At 72.6% G+C, this 18,038-nt stretch carries 21 protein-coding genes; 8 read left to right on the top strand and 13 right to left on the bottom strand.

What is annotated here, in order from left to right:
- Positions 1-15: 15 nt before the first annotated feature.
- The 5 genes from ung to ACWY4P_RS04860 form a co-directional block, all read right to left on the bottom strand.
- On the bottom strand, positions 16-696 hold the full coding sequence (gene ung / locus ACWY4P_RS04840) for a uracil-DNA glycosylase (protein ID WP_456212817.1): 681 nt from the start codon (positions 694-696) through the stop codon (positions 16-18).
- 199 nt (positions 697-895) lie between these two features.
- Positions 896-1,657, bottom strand: a complete 762-nt coding sequence (locus ACWY4P_RS04845) for an SDR family oxidoreductase (RefSeq protein WP_456208862.1) — start codon at positions 1,655-1,657, stop codon at positions 896-898.
- Between the two features lie 17 nt (positions 1,658-1,674).
- Positions 1,675-2,436: a 3-oxoacyl-ACP reductase FabG gene (fabG, locus tag ACWY4P_RS04850; RefSeq protein ID WP_456208863.1), complete on the bottom strand. Its 762-nt coding sequence runs from the start codon at positions 2,434-2,436 to the stop codon at positions 1,675-1,677.
- A 159-nt stretch (positions 2,437-2,595) separates the two neighbouring features.
- Entirely contained in the window at positions 2,596-2,991 is a 396-nt protein-coding gene (locus tag ACWY4P_RS04855) for a DUF3037 domain-containing protein (RefSeq protein ID WP_456208865.1), read from the bottom strand.
- Complete coding sequence (locus ACWY4P_RS04860) at positions 2,988-3,821, bottom strand: HipA family kinase (RefSeq protein WP_456208866.1); 834 nt, start codon at positions 3,819-3,821, stop codon at positions 2,988-2,990. Before ACWY4P_RS04860 ends, ACWY4P_RS04855 begins: the two co-directional genes overlap by 4 nt.
- 105 nt (positions 3,822-3,926) lie before the next feature.
- On the opposite strand from ACWY4P_RS04860, the gene ACWY4P_RS04865 reads away from it, so the two are divergent.
- Positions 3,927-4,394, top strand: a complete 468-nt coding sequence (locus ACWY4P_RS04865; protein ID WP_456208868.1) for a Rieske (2Fe-2S) protein — start codon at positions 3,927-3,929, stop codon at positions 4,392-4,394.
- Between the two features lie 20 nt (positions 4,395-4,414).
- Here the strand turns inward: ACWY4P_RS04865 and ACWY4P_RS04870 are convergent, their stop codons facing one another.
- Positions 4,415-5,062 carry an isochorismatase family protein gene (locus tag ACWY4P_RS04870; protein ID WP_456208869.1) on the bottom strand — a complete coding sequence of 216 codons (648 nt, stop codon included), beginning with the start codon at positions 5,060-5,062 and terminating at the stop codon, positions 4,415-4,417.
- Positions 5,063-5,184: 122 nt separating this feature from the next.
- Here ACWY4P_RS04870 and ACWY4P_RS04875 point away from each other — a divergent pair, with 122 nt between their 5' ends.
- Positions 5,185-5,646: a pyridoxamine 5'-phosphate oxidase family protein gene (locus tag ACWY4P_RS04875; RefSeq protein WP_456208871.1), complete on the top strand. Its 462-nt coding sequence runs from the start codon at positions 5,185-5,187 to the stop codon at positions 5,644-5,646.
- 74 nt (positions 5,647-5,720) lie between these two features.
- Here ACWY4P_RS04875 and ACWY4P_RS04880 read toward each other — a convergent pair whose 3' ends face one another.
- A complete protein-coding gene (locus ACWY4P_RS04880) occupies positions 5,721-6,365 on the bottom strand; it encodes a hypothetical protein (RefSeq protein WP_456208873.1) in 645 nt (214 codons plus the stop codon).
- A 134-nt stretch (positions 6,366-6,499) separates the two neighbouring features.
- Complete coding sequence (locus ACWY4P_RS04885) at positions 6,500-7,408, bottom strand: LysR family transcriptional regulator (protein ID WP_456208875.1); 909 nt, start codon at positions 7,406-7,408, stop codon at positions 6,500-6,502.
- Positions 7,409-7,482: 74 nt separating this feature from the next.
- Between ACWY4P_RS04885 and ACWY4P_RS04890 the strand changes: the two genes are divergently transcribed.
- Positions 7,483-8,454, top strand: a complete 972-nt coding sequence (locus ACWY4P_RS04890) for a DMT family transporter (protein WP_456208876.1) — start codon at positions 7,483-7,485, stop codon at positions 8,452-8,454.
- Between the two features lie 19 nt (positions 8,455-8,473).
- Here ACWY4P_RS04890 and ACWY4P_RS04895 read toward each other — a convergent pair whose 3' ends face one another.
- Positions 8,474-9,805 carry an aminotransferase class I/II-fold pyridoxal phosphate-dependent enzyme gene (locus ACWY4P_RS04895; protein ID WP_456208878.1) on the bottom strand — a complete coding sequence of 444 codons (1,332 nt, stop codon included), beginning with the start codon at positions 9,803-9,805 and terminating at the stop codon, positions 8,474-8,476.
- 36 nt (positions 9,806-9,841) lie between these two features.
- On the opposite strand from ACWY4P_RS04895, the gene ACWY4P_RS04900 reads away from it, so the two are divergent.
- Positions 9,842-10,519 (top strand): pyridoxamine 5'-phosphate oxidase family protein, encoded by a 678-nt coding sequence (locus tag ACWY4P_RS04900; RefSeq protein ID WP_456208880.1) that lies wholly within the window; start codon positions 9,842-9,844, stop codon positions 10,517-10,519.
- On the opposite strand, the gene ACWY4P_RS04905 is transcribed toward ACWY4P_RS04900, so the two are convergent.
- Positions 10,506-11,516, bottom strand: coding sequence for an EamA family transporter (locus ACWY4P_RS04905; RefSeq protein WP_456208882.1), 1,011 nt, complete (start codon positions 11,514-11,516; stop codon positions 10,506-10,508). The two genes, ACWY4P_RS04900 and ACWY4P_RS04905, sit on opposite strands and share 14 nt — an antisense overlap.
- Positions 11,517-11,547: 31 nt before the next feature.
- On the bottom strand, positions 11,548-12,138 hold the full coding sequence (locus ACWY4P_RS04910) for a Clp protease N-terminal domain-containing protein (RefSeq protein ID WP_456208883.1): 591 nt from the start codon (positions 12,136-12,138) through the stop codon (positions 11,548-11,550).
- A gap of 308 nt (positions 12,139-12,446) precedes the next feature.
- Here ACWY4P_RS04910 and ACWY4P_RS04915 point away from each other — a divergent pair, with 308 nt between their 5' ends.
- Entirely contained in the window at positions 12,447-13,070 is a 624-nt protein-coding gene (locus ACWY4P_RS04915; RefSeq protein ID WP_456208885.1) for an HAD domain-containing protein, read from the top strand.
- A gap of 59 nt (positions 13,071-13,129) precedes the next feature.
- Entirely contained in the window at positions 13,130-13,558 is a 429-nt protein-coding gene (locus tag ACWY4P_RS04920) for a type II toxin-antitoxin system Rv0910 family toxin (RefSeq protein WP_456208887.1), read from the top strand.
- Positions 13,559-13,589: 31 nt separating this feature from the next.
- On the opposite strand, the gene ACWY4P_RS04925 is transcribed toward ACWY4P_RS04920, so the two are convergent.
- Positions 13,590-14,189, bottom strand: a complete 600-nt coding sequence (locus ACWY4P_RS04925; protein WP_456208889.1) for a PadR family transcriptional regulator — start codon at positions 14,187-14,189, stop codon at positions 13,590-13,592.
- A 149-nt stretch (positions 14,190-14,338) separates the two neighbouring features.
- On the opposite strand from ACWY4P_RS04925, the gene ACWY4P_RS04930 reads away from it, so the two are divergent.
- Positions 14,339-15,163 (top strand): PhzF family phenazine biosynthesis protein, encoded by an 825-nt coding sequence (locus tag ACWY4P_RS04930; RefSeq protein ID WP_456208891.1) that lies wholly within the window; start codon positions 14,339-14,341, stop codon positions 15,161-15,163.
- Between the two features lie 79 nt (positions 15,164-15,242).
- Here ACWY4P_RS04930 and ACWY4P_RS04935 read toward each other — a convergent pair whose 3' ends face one another.
- Positions 15,243-16,022, bottom strand: a complete 780-nt coding sequence (locus ACWY4P_RS04935; protein WP_456208892.1) for a CPBP family intramembrane glutamic endopeptidase — start codon at positions 16,020-16,022, stop codon at positions 15,243-15,245.
- A 175-nt stretch (positions 16,023-16,197) separates the two neighbouring features.
- Between ACWY4P_RS04935 and ACWY4P_RS04940 the strand changes: the two genes are divergently transcribed.
- Positions 16,198-18,030: a substrate-binding domain-containing protein gene (locus tag ACWY4P_RS04940; RefSeq protein WP_456208894.1), complete on the top strand. Its 1,833-nt coding sequence runs from the start codon at positions 16,198-16,200 to the stop codon at positions 18,028-18,030.
- Positions 18,031-18,038: the final 8 nt, after the last annotated feature.

The following is an 18,038-nucleotide window of genomic DNA, read 5'->3' on the forward strand; positions in this document are numbered from 1 at the left end:
ACCCCGTGAGGGCGGTCACCCGGCCTGGGCGCCCAGGTTCGGGATCCGCCAGTCGATGGGCGTGTGCCCCTGGGCCTTGACTGCCTCGTCGATCTGGGTGAAGGGGCGGGAGCCGAAGAACTTCTTCGCCGACAGCGGCGAGGGGTGCGCGCCCTTGACCACGGCGTGCCGCTCCTCGTCGATCAGCGGCAGCTTCTTCTGCGCGTAGTTCCCCCACAGCACGAAGACGGCCGGGTCGGGGCGCGAGGCGACGGCGCGGATCACCGCGTCGGTGAACTTCTCCCACCCCTTGCTCTTGTGGGAGTTGGCCTCGCCGCCCCGGACCGTCAGCACCGCGTTGAGCAGCAGCACGCCCTGCCGGGCCCACGGCATCAGATAGCCGTTGTCCGGGACCGGGTGGCCGAGCTCCTCCTTCATCTCCTTGTAGATGTTCCGCAGCGACGGCGGGGTCTTGACGCCGGGGCGCACGGAGAAGCACAGCCCGTGCCCCTGCCCCTCGCCGTGGTACGGGTCCTGCCCGAGGATCAACACCTTCACCTGGTCGTACGGGGTGGCCTCCAGAGCGGCGAAGACCTCCTCACGCGGCGGGTAGACGGGACCCTTGGCCCGCTCCTCCTCGACGAACTCGGTGAGCTCCTTGAAGTAGGGCTTGTCCAGCTCCTCGCCGAGGACGCCGCGCCAGGACTCGGGCAGCATGTCGGTCACGTCAACAACCTCCGGTGTTTGTTCCCTTGACGTGCCCCAGAACCTACCGGTGACCACCGACAACGCCTCAAGCGGCATCCAGCTTCGCCCGCACCTCTCTTCACACAGAAGTCTCAGGTGCCGGACCCGGTCGGATCCGGCACCCGAGACTGTCCTCTGTCCTCGTCGGAGTGCGCGCGAACGCAAGCCCTCAGCGGACTCCGGCATTGAGGAAGATGCCGCCGTCGACCACGAGCGTCTGCCCGGTGATCCAGGCCGCCTGGTCGGAGGTGAGGAAGGCGGCCGCGCCGCCGATGTCCTCGGGCACGCCGAGCCGCCCCAGCGGGTAGACCGCGGCGGCCTCCTCCTCGCGCCCCTCGTACAGCGCGGCGGCGAACTTGGTCTTCACCACGGCCGGGGCGATGGCGTTGACCCGCACCCCGGGCGCGAACTCCTGGGCGAGCTGCGCGGTGAGGTTGATCATGGCAGCCTTGCTCACCCCGTACGCCGCTATGAAGGGCGAGGTCGAAAGGCCGGCGACCGAGGCGATGTTGACGATCGCCCCGCCGTTCTCCTGCTGCCAGGCCTTCCACACCTTCTGGGCGAGGCCGAGCGCCGAGACGACATTGGTCTCGAAGACCTTGCGCAGCACGCCCAGGTCGAGGTCGGCGATCGGCCCGAAGACCGGGTTGGTGCCGGCGTTGTTGACGAGGAAGTCCAGCCGCCCGAACGCCTCCATCGCCCGCTCGACGGCCACCGCCTGGTGCGCCTCGTCGTGGGCCTTGCCGGCCACGCCGATCACCCGGTCGGCGCCGAGCCGCTCCACGGCCTCCTTGAGGGTGTCCTCGTTGCGTCCGGTGATGCACACCCGGTCGCCGCGCGCCACCAGCGCCTCGGCGATGCCGTATCCGATGCCGCGACTGGCGCCCGTGATGAGCGCGGCGCGGCCGCTGTCCGAAGTTCCCGCGGTCATGTGGTCGGTGTCTCCCGTCAGTTGAGCGGGCCGCCGGCCACGTACAGGACCTGGCCGGAGACGAACCCGGCCGCGTCACCGGTGAAGAAGGCGATGGCTCCCGCGATGTCGTCGGGCGTGCCGACCCGGCGCACCGGGATCTGGCTCGCGGCGGCCTCCTGGAACTCCTCGAATCCCATGCCGACGCGCTCGGCCGTGGCGGCGGTCATGTCGGTGGCGATGAAGCCGGGCGCCACGGCGTTGGCGGTGACGCCGAACTTGCCGAGCTCGATGGCCAGGGTCTTGGTGAAGCCCTGGAGGCCGGCCTTGGCGGCGGAGTAGTTGACCTGTCCGCGGTTGCCGAGGGCCGAGCTGCTGGAGAGGTTGACGATCCGGCCGTACTCCGCGTCCACCATGTACTTCTGGCAGGCGCGCGACATCAGGAACGCGCCCCGCAGATGGACGCCGATGACGGTGTCCCAGTCGCTTTCGCTCATCTTGAAGAGCAGGTTGTCGCGGAGCACGCCCGCGTTGTTGACGAGGATCACCGGCGCGCCGAGCTCGTCGGCGACCCGCCCGACCGCGGTCTCCACCTGGGCCGCGTCGGACACGTCGCAGCCCACGGCGATGGCGGTGCCGCCCGCCTCGGTGATCTTCTTCACGGTGTCCGCGCAGGACGCCTCGTCGAGGTCGAGCACGGCGACGGCGCGGCCCTCCTGCGCCAGGCGCACGGCGGTGGCCGCGCCGATGCCGCGGGCGGCGCCCGTCACGATGGCAACGCGCTGCTCGGTGGTGGACATGCGGGTTCTCCTCGCCTCGGTGGGGCCCACCGCCCGGACGACGAAGACGGTGAGCGACCGCTTAGTCGCTTCAGCGTACGAGACGCTAGAAGGCCCACTACGCCATGTCAACGACCCCCTTTTTTTGTGCTCGGCGACCCGAGCACAAAAAAAGGGGGCTCAGCGCACCAGCAGGTCCAGCAGGCGCTCGACCTCCGCCTCGGCGTCACGGGTCAGGCCGGTGTGCACCGGGCCCGGCTGGACGACCGTGGAGCGGGGGGCGACCAGCCAGCGGAAGCGGCGCCCCGCGTCGTCACCGGCGGCCTGCCCGGCCCGCTCCCCGCCGGAACACACGTTCTCCACGGCCGCGAGCGCCGCCCGTACGCCCGCCACGTCCGCCTCGGAGTCCAGCGCGAGCAACCGGGCCTCGTCCAGGTGGGTGCGGGCCGCCACGAAGGACTGGGCCCGGCAGTACACCACGACGCCCGCGTTGATCTGCTCGCCGCGCTCGACCCTCGGGACCACGCGCAGCAGCGCGTACTCGAAGACCTCGCGGCCGTCTGTCCGCCCGCTCACTCCGACGCCTTTCCCTCGACCCAGATCCGCAGCCACTCCGGAGCCCGGGACGGCTTGTCCCCATTCGGCGGCCGCTGGTCGCCGAGGGTGATCCGGTCGCTGATCGTAGCGGCGCGCTCCAGCAGCAGTTCGACATAGCGACGGCGCACCGCGTCCGGGCCGTCGAAGCCGGGCTCGTCGACCAGCCACTCGTCGGGGACGTCGGCCGCGACCTCGGTCAGCAGCTGCTCGGTGATCCGCGGCGCCAGGGCCTCGGCGGCCGCCGCGAGGTCGGGGTCGAAGGGCGCCAGGACGTGGTCGGAGGCGTCGTACGGCTTGGCGGCCACCGCGTCGGCGCCGCGCCAGCTGTGGTGCCAGATCATCGTGGCGCCGTGGTCGATGAGCCACAGCCGGCCGTGCCAGACCAGCATGTTCGGGTTGCGCCAGGACCTGTCGACGTTGCCGATGAGCGCGTCGAACCACACCACATGCCCGGCCTCGGCGCGGCCCACCCCGAAGGCCAGCGGGTCGAAGCCCAGCGAGCCGGGGAGGTAGTCCATCCCGAGGTTGAGCCCGCCGCTGGCCTTGAGCAGGTCCTGGACCTCCTCGTCCGGCTCGGCCAGGCCGATCACCGGGTCCAGCTGGATCCGCACCAGGTCCGGGACGCGCAGCCCGAGGCGGCGGCCCAGCTGCCCGCAGATGACCTCGGCGACCAGGGTCTTACGGCCCTGCCCGGCACCGGTGAACTTCATGACGTAGGTGCCGAGGTCGTCGGCCTCGACGATGCCGGGCAGCGATCCGCCTTCACGCAGCGGTGTGACATACCGGGTGGCGGTGACTTCAGGGAGCATTCGCCCACCCTATTGAGCGGCGCAAACCCTTTTCGTGGCGGCTGAACGCTCGGGGTGCCGCGCACGTATGGTCTTGGAAACGTACCCTCATCAGGAGGCACCACCATGGCGGAACCGGCAACCACCGGGCGAGGCGCCACCACCCGCCGCGCCTTTGTCACCGCGTGCGGAGCGGCCGGGCTCGCTGCCGCGCTCGCGGCGTGCGGCAGCGACGGCGACTCGAGCTCGGCGGAGCCGTCGAAGAGCGGCGGAGCCGGCGACTCGGGCCAGACCGGCGGGGGCGACGGCATGGAGCTGGCGAAGACCTCCGACATCCCCGAGGGCGGCGGAAAGGTCTTCAAGGACCACAAGATCGTGGTGACCCAGCCCAAGGCGGGCGAGTTCAAGGCGTTCTCGTCGGTGTGCCCCCACGCGAATAATCCGGTCGGGGACGTCTCCGGCGGCACGATCAACTGCCCCTTCCACAAGAGCAAGTTCGACATCACCGACGGCAGCGTGAAGAGCGGCCCGTCGCCCAAGCCGCTGCCCCCCGCGGAGATCAAGGTGGAGGGCACCTCGATCCTGATGGGCTGATGACCTGACGGCCATGGGCCTCACCGCGGCCGGGGCCGGCGCCAGCAGGCGATGACCTCCTCGGCCGTGGTGACGGTGGCGACGAGGGCGAGGGTGTTGCGGATCATCGCCGGGGCGTAGTCGACGGGCACCCCGGCGATGGCGTCGGCGGGGACCACGGCCGTGTAGCCGAGGTTGACCGCGTCGAAGACCGCGTTGGGTATCGCCACATTGGCCGACACGCCGGTGATGACGAGGGTGCGGCAGCCCAAATTGCGCAGCAGCGCGTCCACGTCCGTCCCGGCGATCGGCGAGAGGCCGTGCAGCCGCCGCACGATCAGGTCCTCGGGCGCGACCGGGATCGGCTCGGCGATCCGTACCGCCTCGCTGCCGGTCAGCTGCTGGACCGGCAGCCGCTCGGCAGCCCGGAACAGCCGTGCGTTCCGGCTCGCGCCACGCCCGTCGGCGCGCCGCTCGGCCACCGCGTGCAGGACCTGTACGGGCGTGTCGTGCGCCGCCGACACCAGGCGCGCGACCGTGTCGAGCGCGCCCGAGTCACGGGCGGCGGCGGCCAGTTCGGGCAGGGCGCCGTGCGGTCCGACCACGCCGCGCTGGCACTCCACGGTGAGCAGCGCGCAGGTCGCGGGGGTCAGCAGCTCGGACAGGGCTGCGCGGGCGTACGAGGGCATGGTTGGCCTCCTGCGGGCGGCGGGCCGTTTTCCGGCCGCGCGAGGCTAGCGACCATTGCGCATGGAAGGAAGAGGCCCCATCCTGTGCCGCACACACCAGTCACCGGGAGGTGCCGGGACCGATGGCCGTTACCCAGCGGCGAGGCCGCCGCGTCATGATGACCCAGGCAGAGCTGGACTCCTACCTCGCCGAGCAGCGCACCTGCCGGGTGGCGACGGTCTCGACGGACGGGCGGCCGCATATCAGCCCGCTGTGGTTCGGCTGGGACGGCGGCTCGCTGTGGCTGTACTCCCTCACCCGCAGCCGCCGCTGGGCGCAGCTGCTGCGGGATCCACGGGTCGCCGTGGTGGTCGACGACGGGCATGAGTACGGGGAGCTGCGCGGCGTCGAGCTGGCCGGCAGGGTGGCGATCGTCGGTGAGGCACCGCGTGCCGGCGAGCCGTGCCCGGAGCTCGACACGCCCGAGCGGGTGTTCGCGGCCAAGTACTTCGGGCTGTCCGCCATGCCGCACGACGGCCGCCACGCGTGGCTGCGGCTGACGCCCGACACGATCAACTCCTGGGACTTCCGCAAGCTCCCCTAGGACCGTGCGGCACGACGCGGGGCAGCCGGATTCGCCGACTGCCCCGCGTCAGGTCTCGAGAGTAAGAGCAGGACTCACGGGCCCAATGTGTCCCCGGGCATCGGGGTCGTGCGCAGAACCCAGGTGCCGCAGGACGTGATCACCGACCCCGTGCGGCTGCAGGTAATGCCGTGCACGGTCCCCGACGTGGTGATGACGTCGATGAAAATGTCACTGCCCTGGCCGCCGGGGCCGACGTCAATGGACACACCGCAGGCACCCACGGGTACCGCTCCCCCCTCATCGGAGAGGTCGTCCCAGTCGATGATCCCGCCGGGACTGGTCTCGTCTCCCACGTAGGGGATTCCGAAACTGGTGGCTGCGTAGAAGCCCCCGCCGCCGGCGGCTTCCTGACGAACGGTGTCGATTTCGAAGCACCCGTTTTCAACCCCGGGGGGCCTCGGGGGCTTCACCTCACCGGGCTTACCGGGCCGGCCGGGTTTGCCGGGGCCGGGGATGGAGTCGGGGTCAGGGACAGGTTCAGGGTCATCCATGGAGACGGCCCGGTCCGTGGAGACGACGTCCGAAGCCGACTGCGATTTCGCTCCGGGGCCTCGTGCCTCGGCGGGCAGGACGCCCAGTACGCCTACCAGCGAGACGGCGGTCAGTGAGATGATGCCGCCGAACGCCAGTCGTGAATACCGCACTCGCGGCGATGCGGCCCTGCTTTGAGGACGCATTCAGTACTCCCTTGGACTTGAGCCGGGAAATCTCCCGGAAACGTCTTCTTATCCTGAGGAGCCTTCCACCCAAATCCCGGTGTTTATGTGACGAATCATTCGATCAGCCCAATGCGCGACAATGACGCCGCGGCTCAGCCGCCGGACCGCTCCCCCACCTCCCGCAGGACGTCGACCGCCGCCCGGATCGAGGGCCGGCGGTCGGCGTCCGCGCGCCAGATGGCGTAGACATGGCGCCGCATGGTGTGCTGGCGCACCGGCACCACCCGCACCCCCTCGGGCACCACGCCGCGGCCCAGCCGGGGCACCACGGCGACGCCGAGCCCGGCGGCGATCAGCGCGAGCTGGGTGTGGTGCTCCCGCGCGGTGTGGCAGATGCGCGGTTCAAGGCCCTTGCCGCGCAGGGTGATCATCAGCCAGTCGAAGCAGAAGCCTCCCTGAGGCCAGGAGATCCACTCGTCGTCGGCGAACTCCTCCGGGTCCACCGCGTCCCGGTCGGCCAGCGGGTGGCCGGCGGGCATCGCCAGATCCACGGGGTCGTCCAGCAGCGGCGCCTTGACCAGCCCGTCGGGCATCGGCAGCGGCTTGTTGTACCAGTCCAGGACGACGGCGAGGTCGATGTCGCCGCGCACCACCGCGGGCACCGACTCGTCGGGCTCCATCTCCTGTAGCCGGGGGCGCAGCTGGGGGTGGTCGACGCTCAGCTTGGCCAGCGCGGCGGGGAAGATGCCGCGGACGGCGGTGGGGAAGGCGCCCATCATCAGCTCGCCGACCGCCTGGCCGCGCTGCGCCTCGAGGTCGGCCTGGGCGAGCTCGACCTGGGAGAGGATGCGGGCCGCGTGGTCGGCGAGCAGCCGCCCGGCGTCGGTGAGCCGCACGCCGCGGCCGTTCTTGGCGAGCAGTTGCTGCCCGGTCTCGCGCTCCAGTTTGGCCAGCTGCTGGGAGACGGCCGAGGTCGTGACGTGCAGCCCTTCGGCGGCGCCGCTCACGGAGCCGTGGCGGGACACGGCGTACAGCGTACGGAGGCGTTCCAGGTTCAACATGTAAGCGATGCTACGCGATAGCGCGTACGAAATCTCGCTTGTCCTAAGAGGTCGGCAGGCGTCAAGGTAGCGTCATGACCACAGCGACCGCCTCGCGCACCGCCGCCACCAGCCACAACGCGGCCACCACCGCCCCGGCCGCCCCGGCCCGCCGCCCGCTCCTGGACTGGCGGATCCGGTTCGGCGCGCTCACCCTGATCTGGGGCTTCAGCTTTCTGTTCATCAAGGTCGGCACCGAGGCGTTCGCGCCGCTGTACGTCACGTTGGGGCGCATGCTGTTCGGCACCGCCGTCCTGGTCGCGGTCCTGGTGGCGAAGCGGGAACGGCTGCCGCGGGGCGCCCGGGTCTGGGGCCATCTGGCCGTGGCGGCCTTCTTCCTCAACGCCCTGCCGTTCTCGCTGTTCGCGTACGCCGAGCTGACGATCCCCTCCACCCTGGCCGGCATCTGCAACGCGACCTCGCCCCTGTGGGGCATGGTGCTCGCCGTGGTGGCGGCCTCCGACGACCGGCCGAGCCGGCAGCGCGTCGCGGGCCTGGGCATCGGCTTCGCCGGCGTGCTGGTCGTGCTCGGCGTCTGGCAGGGCTTCTCCGGCCAGGACCCGGCGGGCACCGCGATGGCGCTGGCCGCCTCGCTCAGCTACGCGATCGGCTGGCAGTACGTCCGGCGCACACTGAGCGGCTCCGGCCACTCCCACCTGGCGATGTCCGGCGCCCAGCTGCTGATGGGCACGGCTCAGCTGGCGGTCGTGGCCCCGCTGTTCGCCCCGGCCCCGGGCTCCTTCCCGGTGCTGCCGCTGCTGTCGGTGGTCGCGCTGGGCGCGCTCGGCACCGGCTTCGCCTTCCTGGTGCAGTACGGCCTGGTCGAGGAGGTCGGCCCGACCACCGCCATGATGGTGACGTACTTCGTCCCGGTCATCGCGACCGCGGCGGGCGTGGCGATCCTCGGCGAGCACCTCACCTGGAACACTCCGGTCGGCGCGCTGATCGTGCTCGCGGGCGCGGCGCTGACCCAGACGCGGCCGCGCGCCAAGGCCTCTCGGGCCTGAGTGCCGTGACTCGATCGCCTCAGCCATAGCGCCCCGCCGGGGCCGGTCCCGTCGCCGACGCGAGCGCGTCCGCGACGGGACCGATGTCGTCCGTGCCCAGCGATGACACGGTCAGCCGTACCCCCGGCGGCGAGGAGATCCTGAACCGGGCCCCGGGCGCTACCGCCCAGCCGGACTGCAGCAGCCGGGCGACGGCGCCGGTCTCGTCGGGGACCGGCACCCATACGTTCATCCCGCTGCGGCCGTGGGCGGCGATCCCGCGCTCGCGCAGGGCCCGCACCAGCGCGTCGCGCCGCCGGCCGTACGAGGCGGCCACCGCCGCGATGTCCACCGCGCCGGTACGCCACAGCCGCGCCAGCGCGTCCTGCAGCAGATGGCTGACCCAGCCGGGGCCCAGCCGCTGTCGGCCGCGCACCCGGTCCACGGTGACCACGTCGCCGGTCAGCACGGCGACCCGCAGATCGGGTCCGTACGCCTTGGCGGCGGAGCGGACCAGCACCCAGTGCTCCGTCCCACCCGCCAGCGAGTGGAGCGGCAGGTCCACGATGCCGTGCCCGTGGTCGTCCTCGATCAGCAGCGTTCGCGGGTGGCGGTCCAGGGCCGTACGCAGCTCCCGGGCGCGCGCGGCGCTCACCGCCGCGCCGGTCGGGTTCTGCGCCCGGCAGGTGACGATCAGCGCCCGCGCCCCCTTGCGCAGCGCGTCCTCGACCCGCTCCGGCAGCGGCCCGTCGTCGTCGACCGCGACCGGGACGGTGCGCAGCCCCAGGGCGGGGACCAGGTCGAGCAGGCTCCCCCAGCCCGGGTCCTCGACCGCGACCGCGTCGCCGGGCTTCAGGTGGGCGGCGAGCACGCGCTCGATCGCGTCCAGCGAGCCGGAGGTGACGGCGACCGGGCCGCCCGGCACCCCGTCCGCGTCGAGGGCGGCGCGGGCCGCTCGGGCGAGCTCCGGGGAGACCTCGGGCGCGCCGTACAGCGCCGGGCGTTCGGCGTTGCGCGCGGCGGCCGCGGCGAGCGCCTCGCCGAGCGGCGGCAGCAGGGCGGGGTCGGGGTTGCCGTCCCCGAGGTCGCGCACGCCCTCGGGGGCCTCGACGCGGACCAGCTCGCGGGAGGTGGTGGCGGGGCGCGGGCGCACCCGGCTCCCCTTGCGGCCCGCGGTCTCGATCACTCCCCGCTCCCGCAGCGAGCGGTAGGCGGCGGCGACGGTGTTGGGATTGACGCCCAGCTGGGTCGCCAACTCCCGCATGGGCGGCAGCAGTTGGCCGGGGGCCAGGTCACCGGCGCCCACCGCGCGCTCGACGCTCGCGGAGATCTCAGCTGCGCCACGCCCTTCGATCCGATACTCTCCTAGCACAAAACAGATTTTGCACTAGTTCAAAGGAGTTGGCAAATGACCGCCGCGAGCACCACCCCGGACGCCTACCAGCCGACCGACCGGACGGTGCCCACCCGGTCCCGCGAGCGCGCCTCGTACGACCGGGAGCTGGTGCACTCGATACTCGACGAGGGTTACGTCTGCCATCTGGGCTTTGTGCGCGACGGCGCCCCGGTGGTCCTGCCGACGCTGTACGCGCGGGTGGGCGAGCGGCTGTATGTGCACGGCTCGACCGGCTCCCGCCCGCTGCGGATGGCGAGCGGCGCGGACGACCCGGGCTTGCCGGTGTGCCTGACCGTCACCCATGTCGACGGGCTGGTCCTGGCCCGCTCCGCCTTCCACCACTCCCTCAACTACCGCTCGGTCGTGGTGCACGGCGCCGCCCGTCAGGTGACCGACGACACCGAGCGCGCCACGGCCCTCGACGCCCTGGTCGACCACGTCGTGCCCGGCCGGGCCGCCGACTCCCGGCCGGCCAACGCCAAGGAGCTGGCCGCCACCGCCGTACTCCGCCTGGACCTCGCCGAGGTGTCCGCGAAGGTCCGCACCGGCGGCCCGAACGACGACCCCGAGGACCTGGCGCTCCCCTACTGGAGCGGGGTGGTGCCGGTGGCGCGGACCTACGGCACGCCGGTGCCCGCCGACGACCTGGCGGCCGACACGCCGGTGCCCGCCTACCTCACCCGCCTCTGACGAAGCCGGACGCGTCGGCCGCCTCCCCCGCGGAGAGCGGCCGCGCCCCGGCCACCGGCTCGGCCACGGCCGTCTTCGGCGCCGAGGTCTGCGCGATGAACGCCCCCGCCAGCACCACCGCGCCGCCGACGATCTGCGGCAGCGACAGGTGCTCGTCCAGCAGCACCCAGGCCAGCACGGTCGCCACGACCGCCTCCAGGCAGGCGACCACCCCGGCCACCTGAGGCGACAGCCGGCGCACCGAGAGGACCCCGGTGAGGTAGGCGACCACCGTCGCGACCAGGACGACCCACCCGAGCAGCAGCACGGCGGGCACCCGCGCGCCGGCCAGGTCGGCCCGGCCGGCCAGCACCGCCCAGTCCAGATCCCAGGGGCGCGACACGACGGTCAGCGCCACCGTGCCGACGAGCAGCCCATACGCGATGACGCCCAGCGGGTCCGCGGCGTCCTCGCCGTCGCTGCCGTGGTCGGACAGGACGAAGTAGCCGACCTGACAGCAGGCGGCGGCCAGGGCGAGCAGCAGCCCCATGGCGTCGAAGCTCAGCCCCGACCACACCTCGACCACACAGGCCAGCCCGCCGACCGCGAGGACGACCCCCACCGCCGCGGCGCCGCTCACCGGCCGTCGCTGGACGAACCGCACCCAGCCCAGGACCAGTGCCGGGGCCAGATATTCGACAAGGAGCGCGACACCGACCGGGATGCGCGAGAGCGCGCCGAAGTAGCACGCCTGCACCCCGGCGACGGCCAGCAGGCCGAACCCCACCAGCAGGGCGGGGCGGCGGGCGGGCAGACCACGGTGGTTCCAGGCGACCGGGAGCATGATCAAGGCGGCGCCGGCCACCCGTAGCCAGGTGACATGGAGCGGTTCGAGACCCGCCTCGATCAACGGTTTGGCGGCCACCCCCGACCCGCCGAAGGCGAGTGCCGACGTGAGCGCAAGCCCCAGCCCCGCGCCTCTCGTCCGTCCCGGACCCTGCCCCTGAGTGTCGTGCATCGGATCATCATGTCAGCTCGCGACAGGACCGTCATGTCGTTGACTGCTGGCGCAATGCCCCGTCCAGGGCCGCGACCAGCAGTTCCGCATCGACACCCGCCCGCCGCAGCACCTCCACGGCGCGGCACTTGGGGTCGCCTGCGAGAGCAGCGAGGAGGTCGGGCCCGTCGGCCCGGGACGCACCGCGGGCCCGGGCCCGGGCGGCCGCGGCGCCCATGGCCGCCATGGCGGCGGGCGACCAGCCGGACACGCCGCCGACTTGGGTGCCCTGGAGTCCCTGGAAATCCCGGGGGCGCCCCCGGGACCCCGCGCCGGAGTCCTCCACCGAGCCGCTCCACTGGACGCCGTAGCCGATGGCGCGCTGTGCCAGATAGCCGAGCAGCCGCGCGACCTGGGGCGGGCCGCCCATGAACGCGGCCCGCGCCCGGGGGTCCGACTCCAGCAGGGTGTGCAGCAGATGGGCCGTGTCGATCTGCCGGTCGCCGTCCCGGAAGGCCCGTCTGCGCGCCCCCGCGACCACGGCGTCCAACTCCTCGCCGAGCCGGCCCTCGTCACCGGCGCCGACCGGGCCGGTGAGGCCGGTGTCGCGGGTGCCGCCGGCGCCAGAGGTACTTTTTCGCACGCTCTCACCCCATCAGTCCCCGGAGTCCGGAGCATCCACGCCGGGGAGCATGTGGGCCTCCCACGATGGTTGGGCATCGATGGCCGGATCTCCTCCTCACGGAGGAGCCCTCGATCGTTCCTATGTGCCAGTCATCCCGGCCAGTTGCCCCAGACCGGCCGTCCGAGCGGGTCAACGGCCGACCAGGGGGCGCGCGATCATTTCGCGCGCCCCCTGGTGCAACCGTCGCGGGTCCCCCCACGTCCCCCACTCACGACCGCCCCGCACCCCTCCATCCCCGGCGACAGCCAAGGAGTTCAAGGAGTTCGATGACCGACCGGCCGCTGCTCTTCCTGGACATCGACGGTGTACTCAACCCGGTGCTGCCCGCCGACGGGTTCACCGCGTACGACGTGCTCGACTTCACCGTGCTGCTGTCGGCCCGGCACGCCGACTGGCTGCGCGAGCTGTCCGCCGTGTACGAGCTGGTGTGGGCCACGACCTGGGAGCACGACGCCAACCGCCATATCGCGCCACTGCTCGAACTCCCCCAGCTTCCGGTGGTCGAGTTCACCGGCTACCGGGCCCGGCCCGACGACCCCAAGCTGCCGGTCCTCGACCTCTTCGCCGGCCGGAAGTGGGCCCCGATCCTGCGCTTCGCCGAGGGCCGCCCCTTCGCCTGGGTGGACGATGTGATCCCGGAGCGGCTGGTACGCCGGGCGCGGTGGCGCCGCGACCGGCTGCTGTTCCCGGTCGACCCCGCGCATGGGCTCGGCCGCGAGCACATCGACCGGCTCCTGGAGCGCCCGCCCGCGCCGCGCCGCCAGCACCGGCTCCGCCCTCCGGCCCGCTACCGAACGAGAACTGACGGTCCGTCAGTATTGAATGTTCGAGACTCCGGGGCTACGTTGCGCGACACCGCTGAGGCGCCCGGGCCACAGCGCCCGACCTGAGCGATCCGAACGATCCGAGCGATCCGAGAGTCGCGGAATTCCGCGGAAGGGGTGGCCCCATGGCCGAGGTCAACGCCCAGGCGCGTATCGAGGCACCGGCCGAGAAGGTGTGGGCCCAGCTGACGGACTTCACCTCGTGGGGCCAGTGGAACGTCACCCACACCGGCTTCCCGGAGGGCGGCCCCACCACGCTCGAGGTGGGCGCGACGTACCAGGAGAACATGAAGCTGATGGGCTTTCCGGCGGAAGTGGCCTGGACCATCGAGGCCAGCGAGCCCGTCCGGGTGCTCACCACCCGGGGCAAGGGCCCCATGGGGGTGAACCTCGCCATGCGCTATGCGCTGACGCCGGAGGGGGAGGCCACGACGGTCCGCGTCGACGGCGAGTTCACCGGCCCCGCGGTCTCCCTGATGGCCGGGAAGCTCAAGGACTCGGCGACCGCCGCGCTCAACGAGTCGCTGCGCAAGCTCAGCGGACTGGTCACCTGAGGCGCCCTCGCACGCCCCTCGCCCTCCCCTTTCAGTCCTCGCCGCCCCGCTCGTCCTGCTCGGCGAGGATCAGATACAGCCGCTTGCGGGAGTCGTTGATGACCGCGACGGCCTTCTGCCGCTGCTCGGCGGTACCGGTCTTCCAGACCTGCGCGAACGCCTCCATCAGGCCGAAGCCCGCCTGCCGGACCTCCTGCATCGACTCCCAGTCGACGCCGCGCCCGACCTCCTCCCACGGGGCCCGCGATCCGGCCTCGGCCTCGGCGCGGCCCTCGTCCGTGAGGGCGAACAGCCTCTTCCCGCCCTCGCTCTCACTGCTGATCAGCCCCTCGTCCTCGAGCAGCTGCAGCGTCGGATAGACGGAGCCGGGGCTCGGCCGCCAAGCGCCGGAGCTGCGCTCGCCGATCTCCTGGATCATCTCGTAGCCATGCATCGGGCGGTCCCGCAGCAGCGCCAGGATCGAGGCGCGCACATCGCCGCGGCGCGCGCGGCCACGCGGTCCACCCCGGCCGCGGCCGCCGAACGGGGGGCCGAAAGGCGGGCCGAACGGACCGAAGGCCTCGCGCCGCCCCTCGGAGTCGCCACGGCCGCGATGGCCGGGTCCGCGGTGTTCATGTCCATGGTGACGCATATGACGTTCCTTCCATCGTTGATCTTTCGCGATACCTCAACGATATATCGGAACCGATCGCAGGGCAATACCCCGGCCGGGCCACGCCCGGTCCACGCGCTCGCAATTGGCCATCACCCAGGGCCCGGACGGCCCTCTACGGTCGGCGCATGCGCATCCGAATCGTCGACGCCTTCACCGACCGCCCCTTCGCCGGCAACCCGGCCGGGGTCCTCCTCCTGGACACCGACGCGTTCCCCGACGACGACCGGCTCCAGCGGATCGCCACCGAGGTCAACCTCTCCGAAACCGCCTTCGCCCACCCCCTGCCCGAGGGCGTGGAGGCCGACTGGGCGCTGCGCTGGTTCACCCCGGCCACCGAGGCGCGGATGTGCGGCCACGCCACGCTCGCCACCGCCCACGTCGTGCGCACCACGGGCACCGCGACCGGCACGATCCGCTTCGCCACCCTCAGCGGGGTGCTCTCGGCAACAGCCGACGACAGCGGCCTGATCACCCTGGACTTCCCCACCGCGCAGCTGACCGCGCTCGACGTGCCCCAGGGCGCGACCGCCGCCGCCGACGCGCTCGGCACCCGGATCCTGTCCGCCCACCGCACCAGCCCGTACATCGACTACCTCCTCGTGGAGGTGGCCGACGAGACGACCGTGCACACGCTGTCCCCGGACCTCGCCGCGCTCGCACGGACCGGCCACCGCGGCTGCGTGGTGACCGCGGCCGCCGCGGACCCGGCGCGCGGCTACGACTTCGTCTCGCGCTTCTTCGCCCCCGCCGTCGGCATCGACGAGGACCCGGTGACCGGCAGCGCGCACACCGCCCTCGCGCCCTTCTGGTCCACGCGGCTCGGCCGCACGGACCTGACCGGGCTACAGGCGTCCGCCCGCGGCGGGCTGGTCCGTACGGCGCTGCGCGGCGACCGCACCCTGCTGACCGGCGCCGCGGTCACCGTCATCGACGGGGAACTGCTGACCTAGGGTCGGTTCGGCGGTCAGAGCCATGCGTGAGGCGACTCGTACGCGGCAGGTTCGACGCCGCGGCCGGGGCGCGCGGGGGTCAGGCCGTGGGCAGCCAGTCCACCCGACCCGCCAGCAGGGCGTATCCGACGAAGGCCACGATGTCGATCAGGGCGTGCGCGGCGATCAGCGGCCCGACCCGCCCCCAGCGGCGGTAGAGCAGTACGAACACCACGCCCATCGCCACATTGCCGAAGAAGCCGCCGATGCCCTGATAGAGGTGGTAGGAGCCGCGCAGCACCGAGCTCGCCAGCAGCGCGGCCATCGGCGTCCAGCCCAACTGCCCGAGCCTGCGCAGCAGATAGCCGACGACGATCACCTCCTCCAGTACGGAGTTCTGCACGGCGGAAGCGATCAGCACGGGGATCTTCCACCACACGTCGGGCAGCGCCTCGGGCACCACCGTCAGATTGGCCCCGGCCGCCCGCGCGCCCAGGTAGAGCAGCAGCCCCGTGCCACCTATGCCGGCCGCCACCGTGGCGCCCCGGCCCAGGTCGAAGACCGGTCGTCGTCGGTCGAAGCCGATGGCGCGCAGCCCGGCGCCCTCCCGCAACAGCAGATGGGCCACCAGCGCGACCGGCACCAGCGCGGTGGTGATGCCGAAGAGCTGCCAGGCCAGATCCAGCCAGGGCCTGCCCGGCGCCTCCGAGGCGTTGAGCGTGGCCGCCTTGTCCTTCAGCCCGCCGGGCGCGGTCACCGAGCCGATAAAGCTGATCAGCGCCGATACGCCGCTCGCGCCCAGCGACAGCGCCAGGACCAGCAGCGTCTCATGGCGCAGGACGCGTTCCGGGAGCCTGCCCTCCGAAGGGGAAAGCTCCATGTCCCGCGCGTGTGACTGCACCCCTGCCTCCAGTTCCGCTTTTCCGCCTCATAGGTGGACGTGTGCCGCTAGGGTCTCGAAAAGAGTTCCGAAGATCGCGCAACGGTCAGGGGAGGCGCCATCCTGCTGGCGCGCCTCTCTCCTGACAGCTTCATCTTCACAGGAGACGCAGCACATGGGACGCCACAGCCTGCCCGAGGACTCAGTCGGCCCTGTCCACTCACCACGGCAGGACCCTACGGGGTCCCGGTCCGCCGCCCGCCGCCGGGCCGTCGCGATCTCCACCGCGGTCGTGCTCGCCCTGGCCACCGGTGCGGCGCTGGCCCTGCGCGGCGAACTGCTGGGCCCGATGGAGTCCTGCGCGAACGAGGCCGTGCGCATCGGGGTGGCCGCCTCACCGGACATCGCCCCGGCGCTGCGCGCGGTCGCCGAGCGCGCCCGGTCCGCCCACGTCCGGTCCGATGGCCGCTGCCTCGATGTGAAGGTCACCAGCCGGGCGCCCTACGAGGTGGCCGACGCGCTCGGCGACGACAGCCGCGACCCGGGTTTCCAGGTGTGGCTGCCGGACTCCAGCGTGTGGGTCGACCGCGCGGCGTCCTCCCCCAGCAAGCCCGTCCCCCTGGACACGCTCGGCGGCGTCGCGTCCTCACCGGTCGCCGTGGCGGCGACCCCGTCCGCCGCCAAGCGGCTCGGATGGCCGGAGAAGACGTACAGCTGGGCCCGGCTGACCGGGGCCGCGACCGGAGACGAGGATCTGCGGCTCGGGGCCGCGGACCCGGCGCGCAGCGCCACGGGGCTGCTCGCCCTCGCCCGCGTCAACGCCTCGATAGCCAAGGAGAGCGGCGGGTCGGGAAAGGGCGGCGGGGCCGACACGCGGGCCGCCGCCACCGCGAAACTCCTGTCCCAGCGCGTCTCCGACAGCGACGACCAGGTGCTGACCACGCTGCCGCGCGACGGCTCGGGCACGGAGGCGGGGAATCCGCGGCGCAATCAGGCGCTGTTCCTGTCCGAGCAGGCCGCCTACCGCCACAACGCGGCGGCCGCGGGGGCCCCTCGGCTCCAGCTGTTCTACCCCGAGGACGGCGCCGCCGAGCTCGACTATCCGTACACGGTGCTGAACGACGACGCGCTCACCACCGTGCGGGCCCGCGCCGCCACCCGGTTCATGACCTTTCTCTCCGACCCCGGGAACCGCCGGATCCTCGCGCAGCACGGCTTCCGGCCGGCGAGCGGCAAGGCGGTCGAGGCGGTGACCCGTACGGCGGGCGGCAAGGCGCCCCAGCCGTACGCGGCGGTCCCGGCCTCCGGGCCGTCGGGCGCGGAGCTGGACACGGCGCTGGGCATGTGGACGATCACCGTGCAGAGCGCTCGGCTGAACACGGTCGTCGACGCCTCGGCCTCCATGTCGGCCCCGGTGGCCGGTCGGCGCGGCGAATCCCGGATGGCCGTCACCAGGGCGTCCTTGCTGCGGGCGCTGGCGCAGTTCACACCGGAGGACGAGATCGGGCTGTGGGAGTTCTCCCGGCGCCTCGACGGCGCCCGGGACTACCGGGAGCTGGTCCCCACCCGGAGGCTGGGCCTGCGCACCTCGGACGGGTCCACCCAGCGCGACCGGCTGACGGCCGCCTTCGGCGCCCTGGAGCCGGTGCCGGACGGGGCGACCGGGCTGTACGACACGACGCTCGCGGCGTACCGGAAGGCACGCGACGGCTACGCGGAGGGCAAGTTCAACGCCGTCGTGCTGCTCACCGACGGGTCCAACCAGGACGAGGGCAGCATCTCGCGCAAGTCGCTGGTCCAGGAGCTGGGCCGGCTCGCCGACCCGAGCCGCCCGGTGCCGCTGATCGCCATCGCGGTCGGGCCGGACGCCGACCTGTCCGCGTGCGAGGACATCGCGGAGGCGACCGGCGGCTCGGCGCAGCAGGTGGCGGACCCGGCACAGATCGACAGCGTGATCCTCAAGGCGATCGTGTCGGCGAGCCGGGCGGGCGCGGAGAGCTCGGGCTGAGACACGGC

The organism is Streptomyces sp. LZ34, from assembly GCF_053890475.1.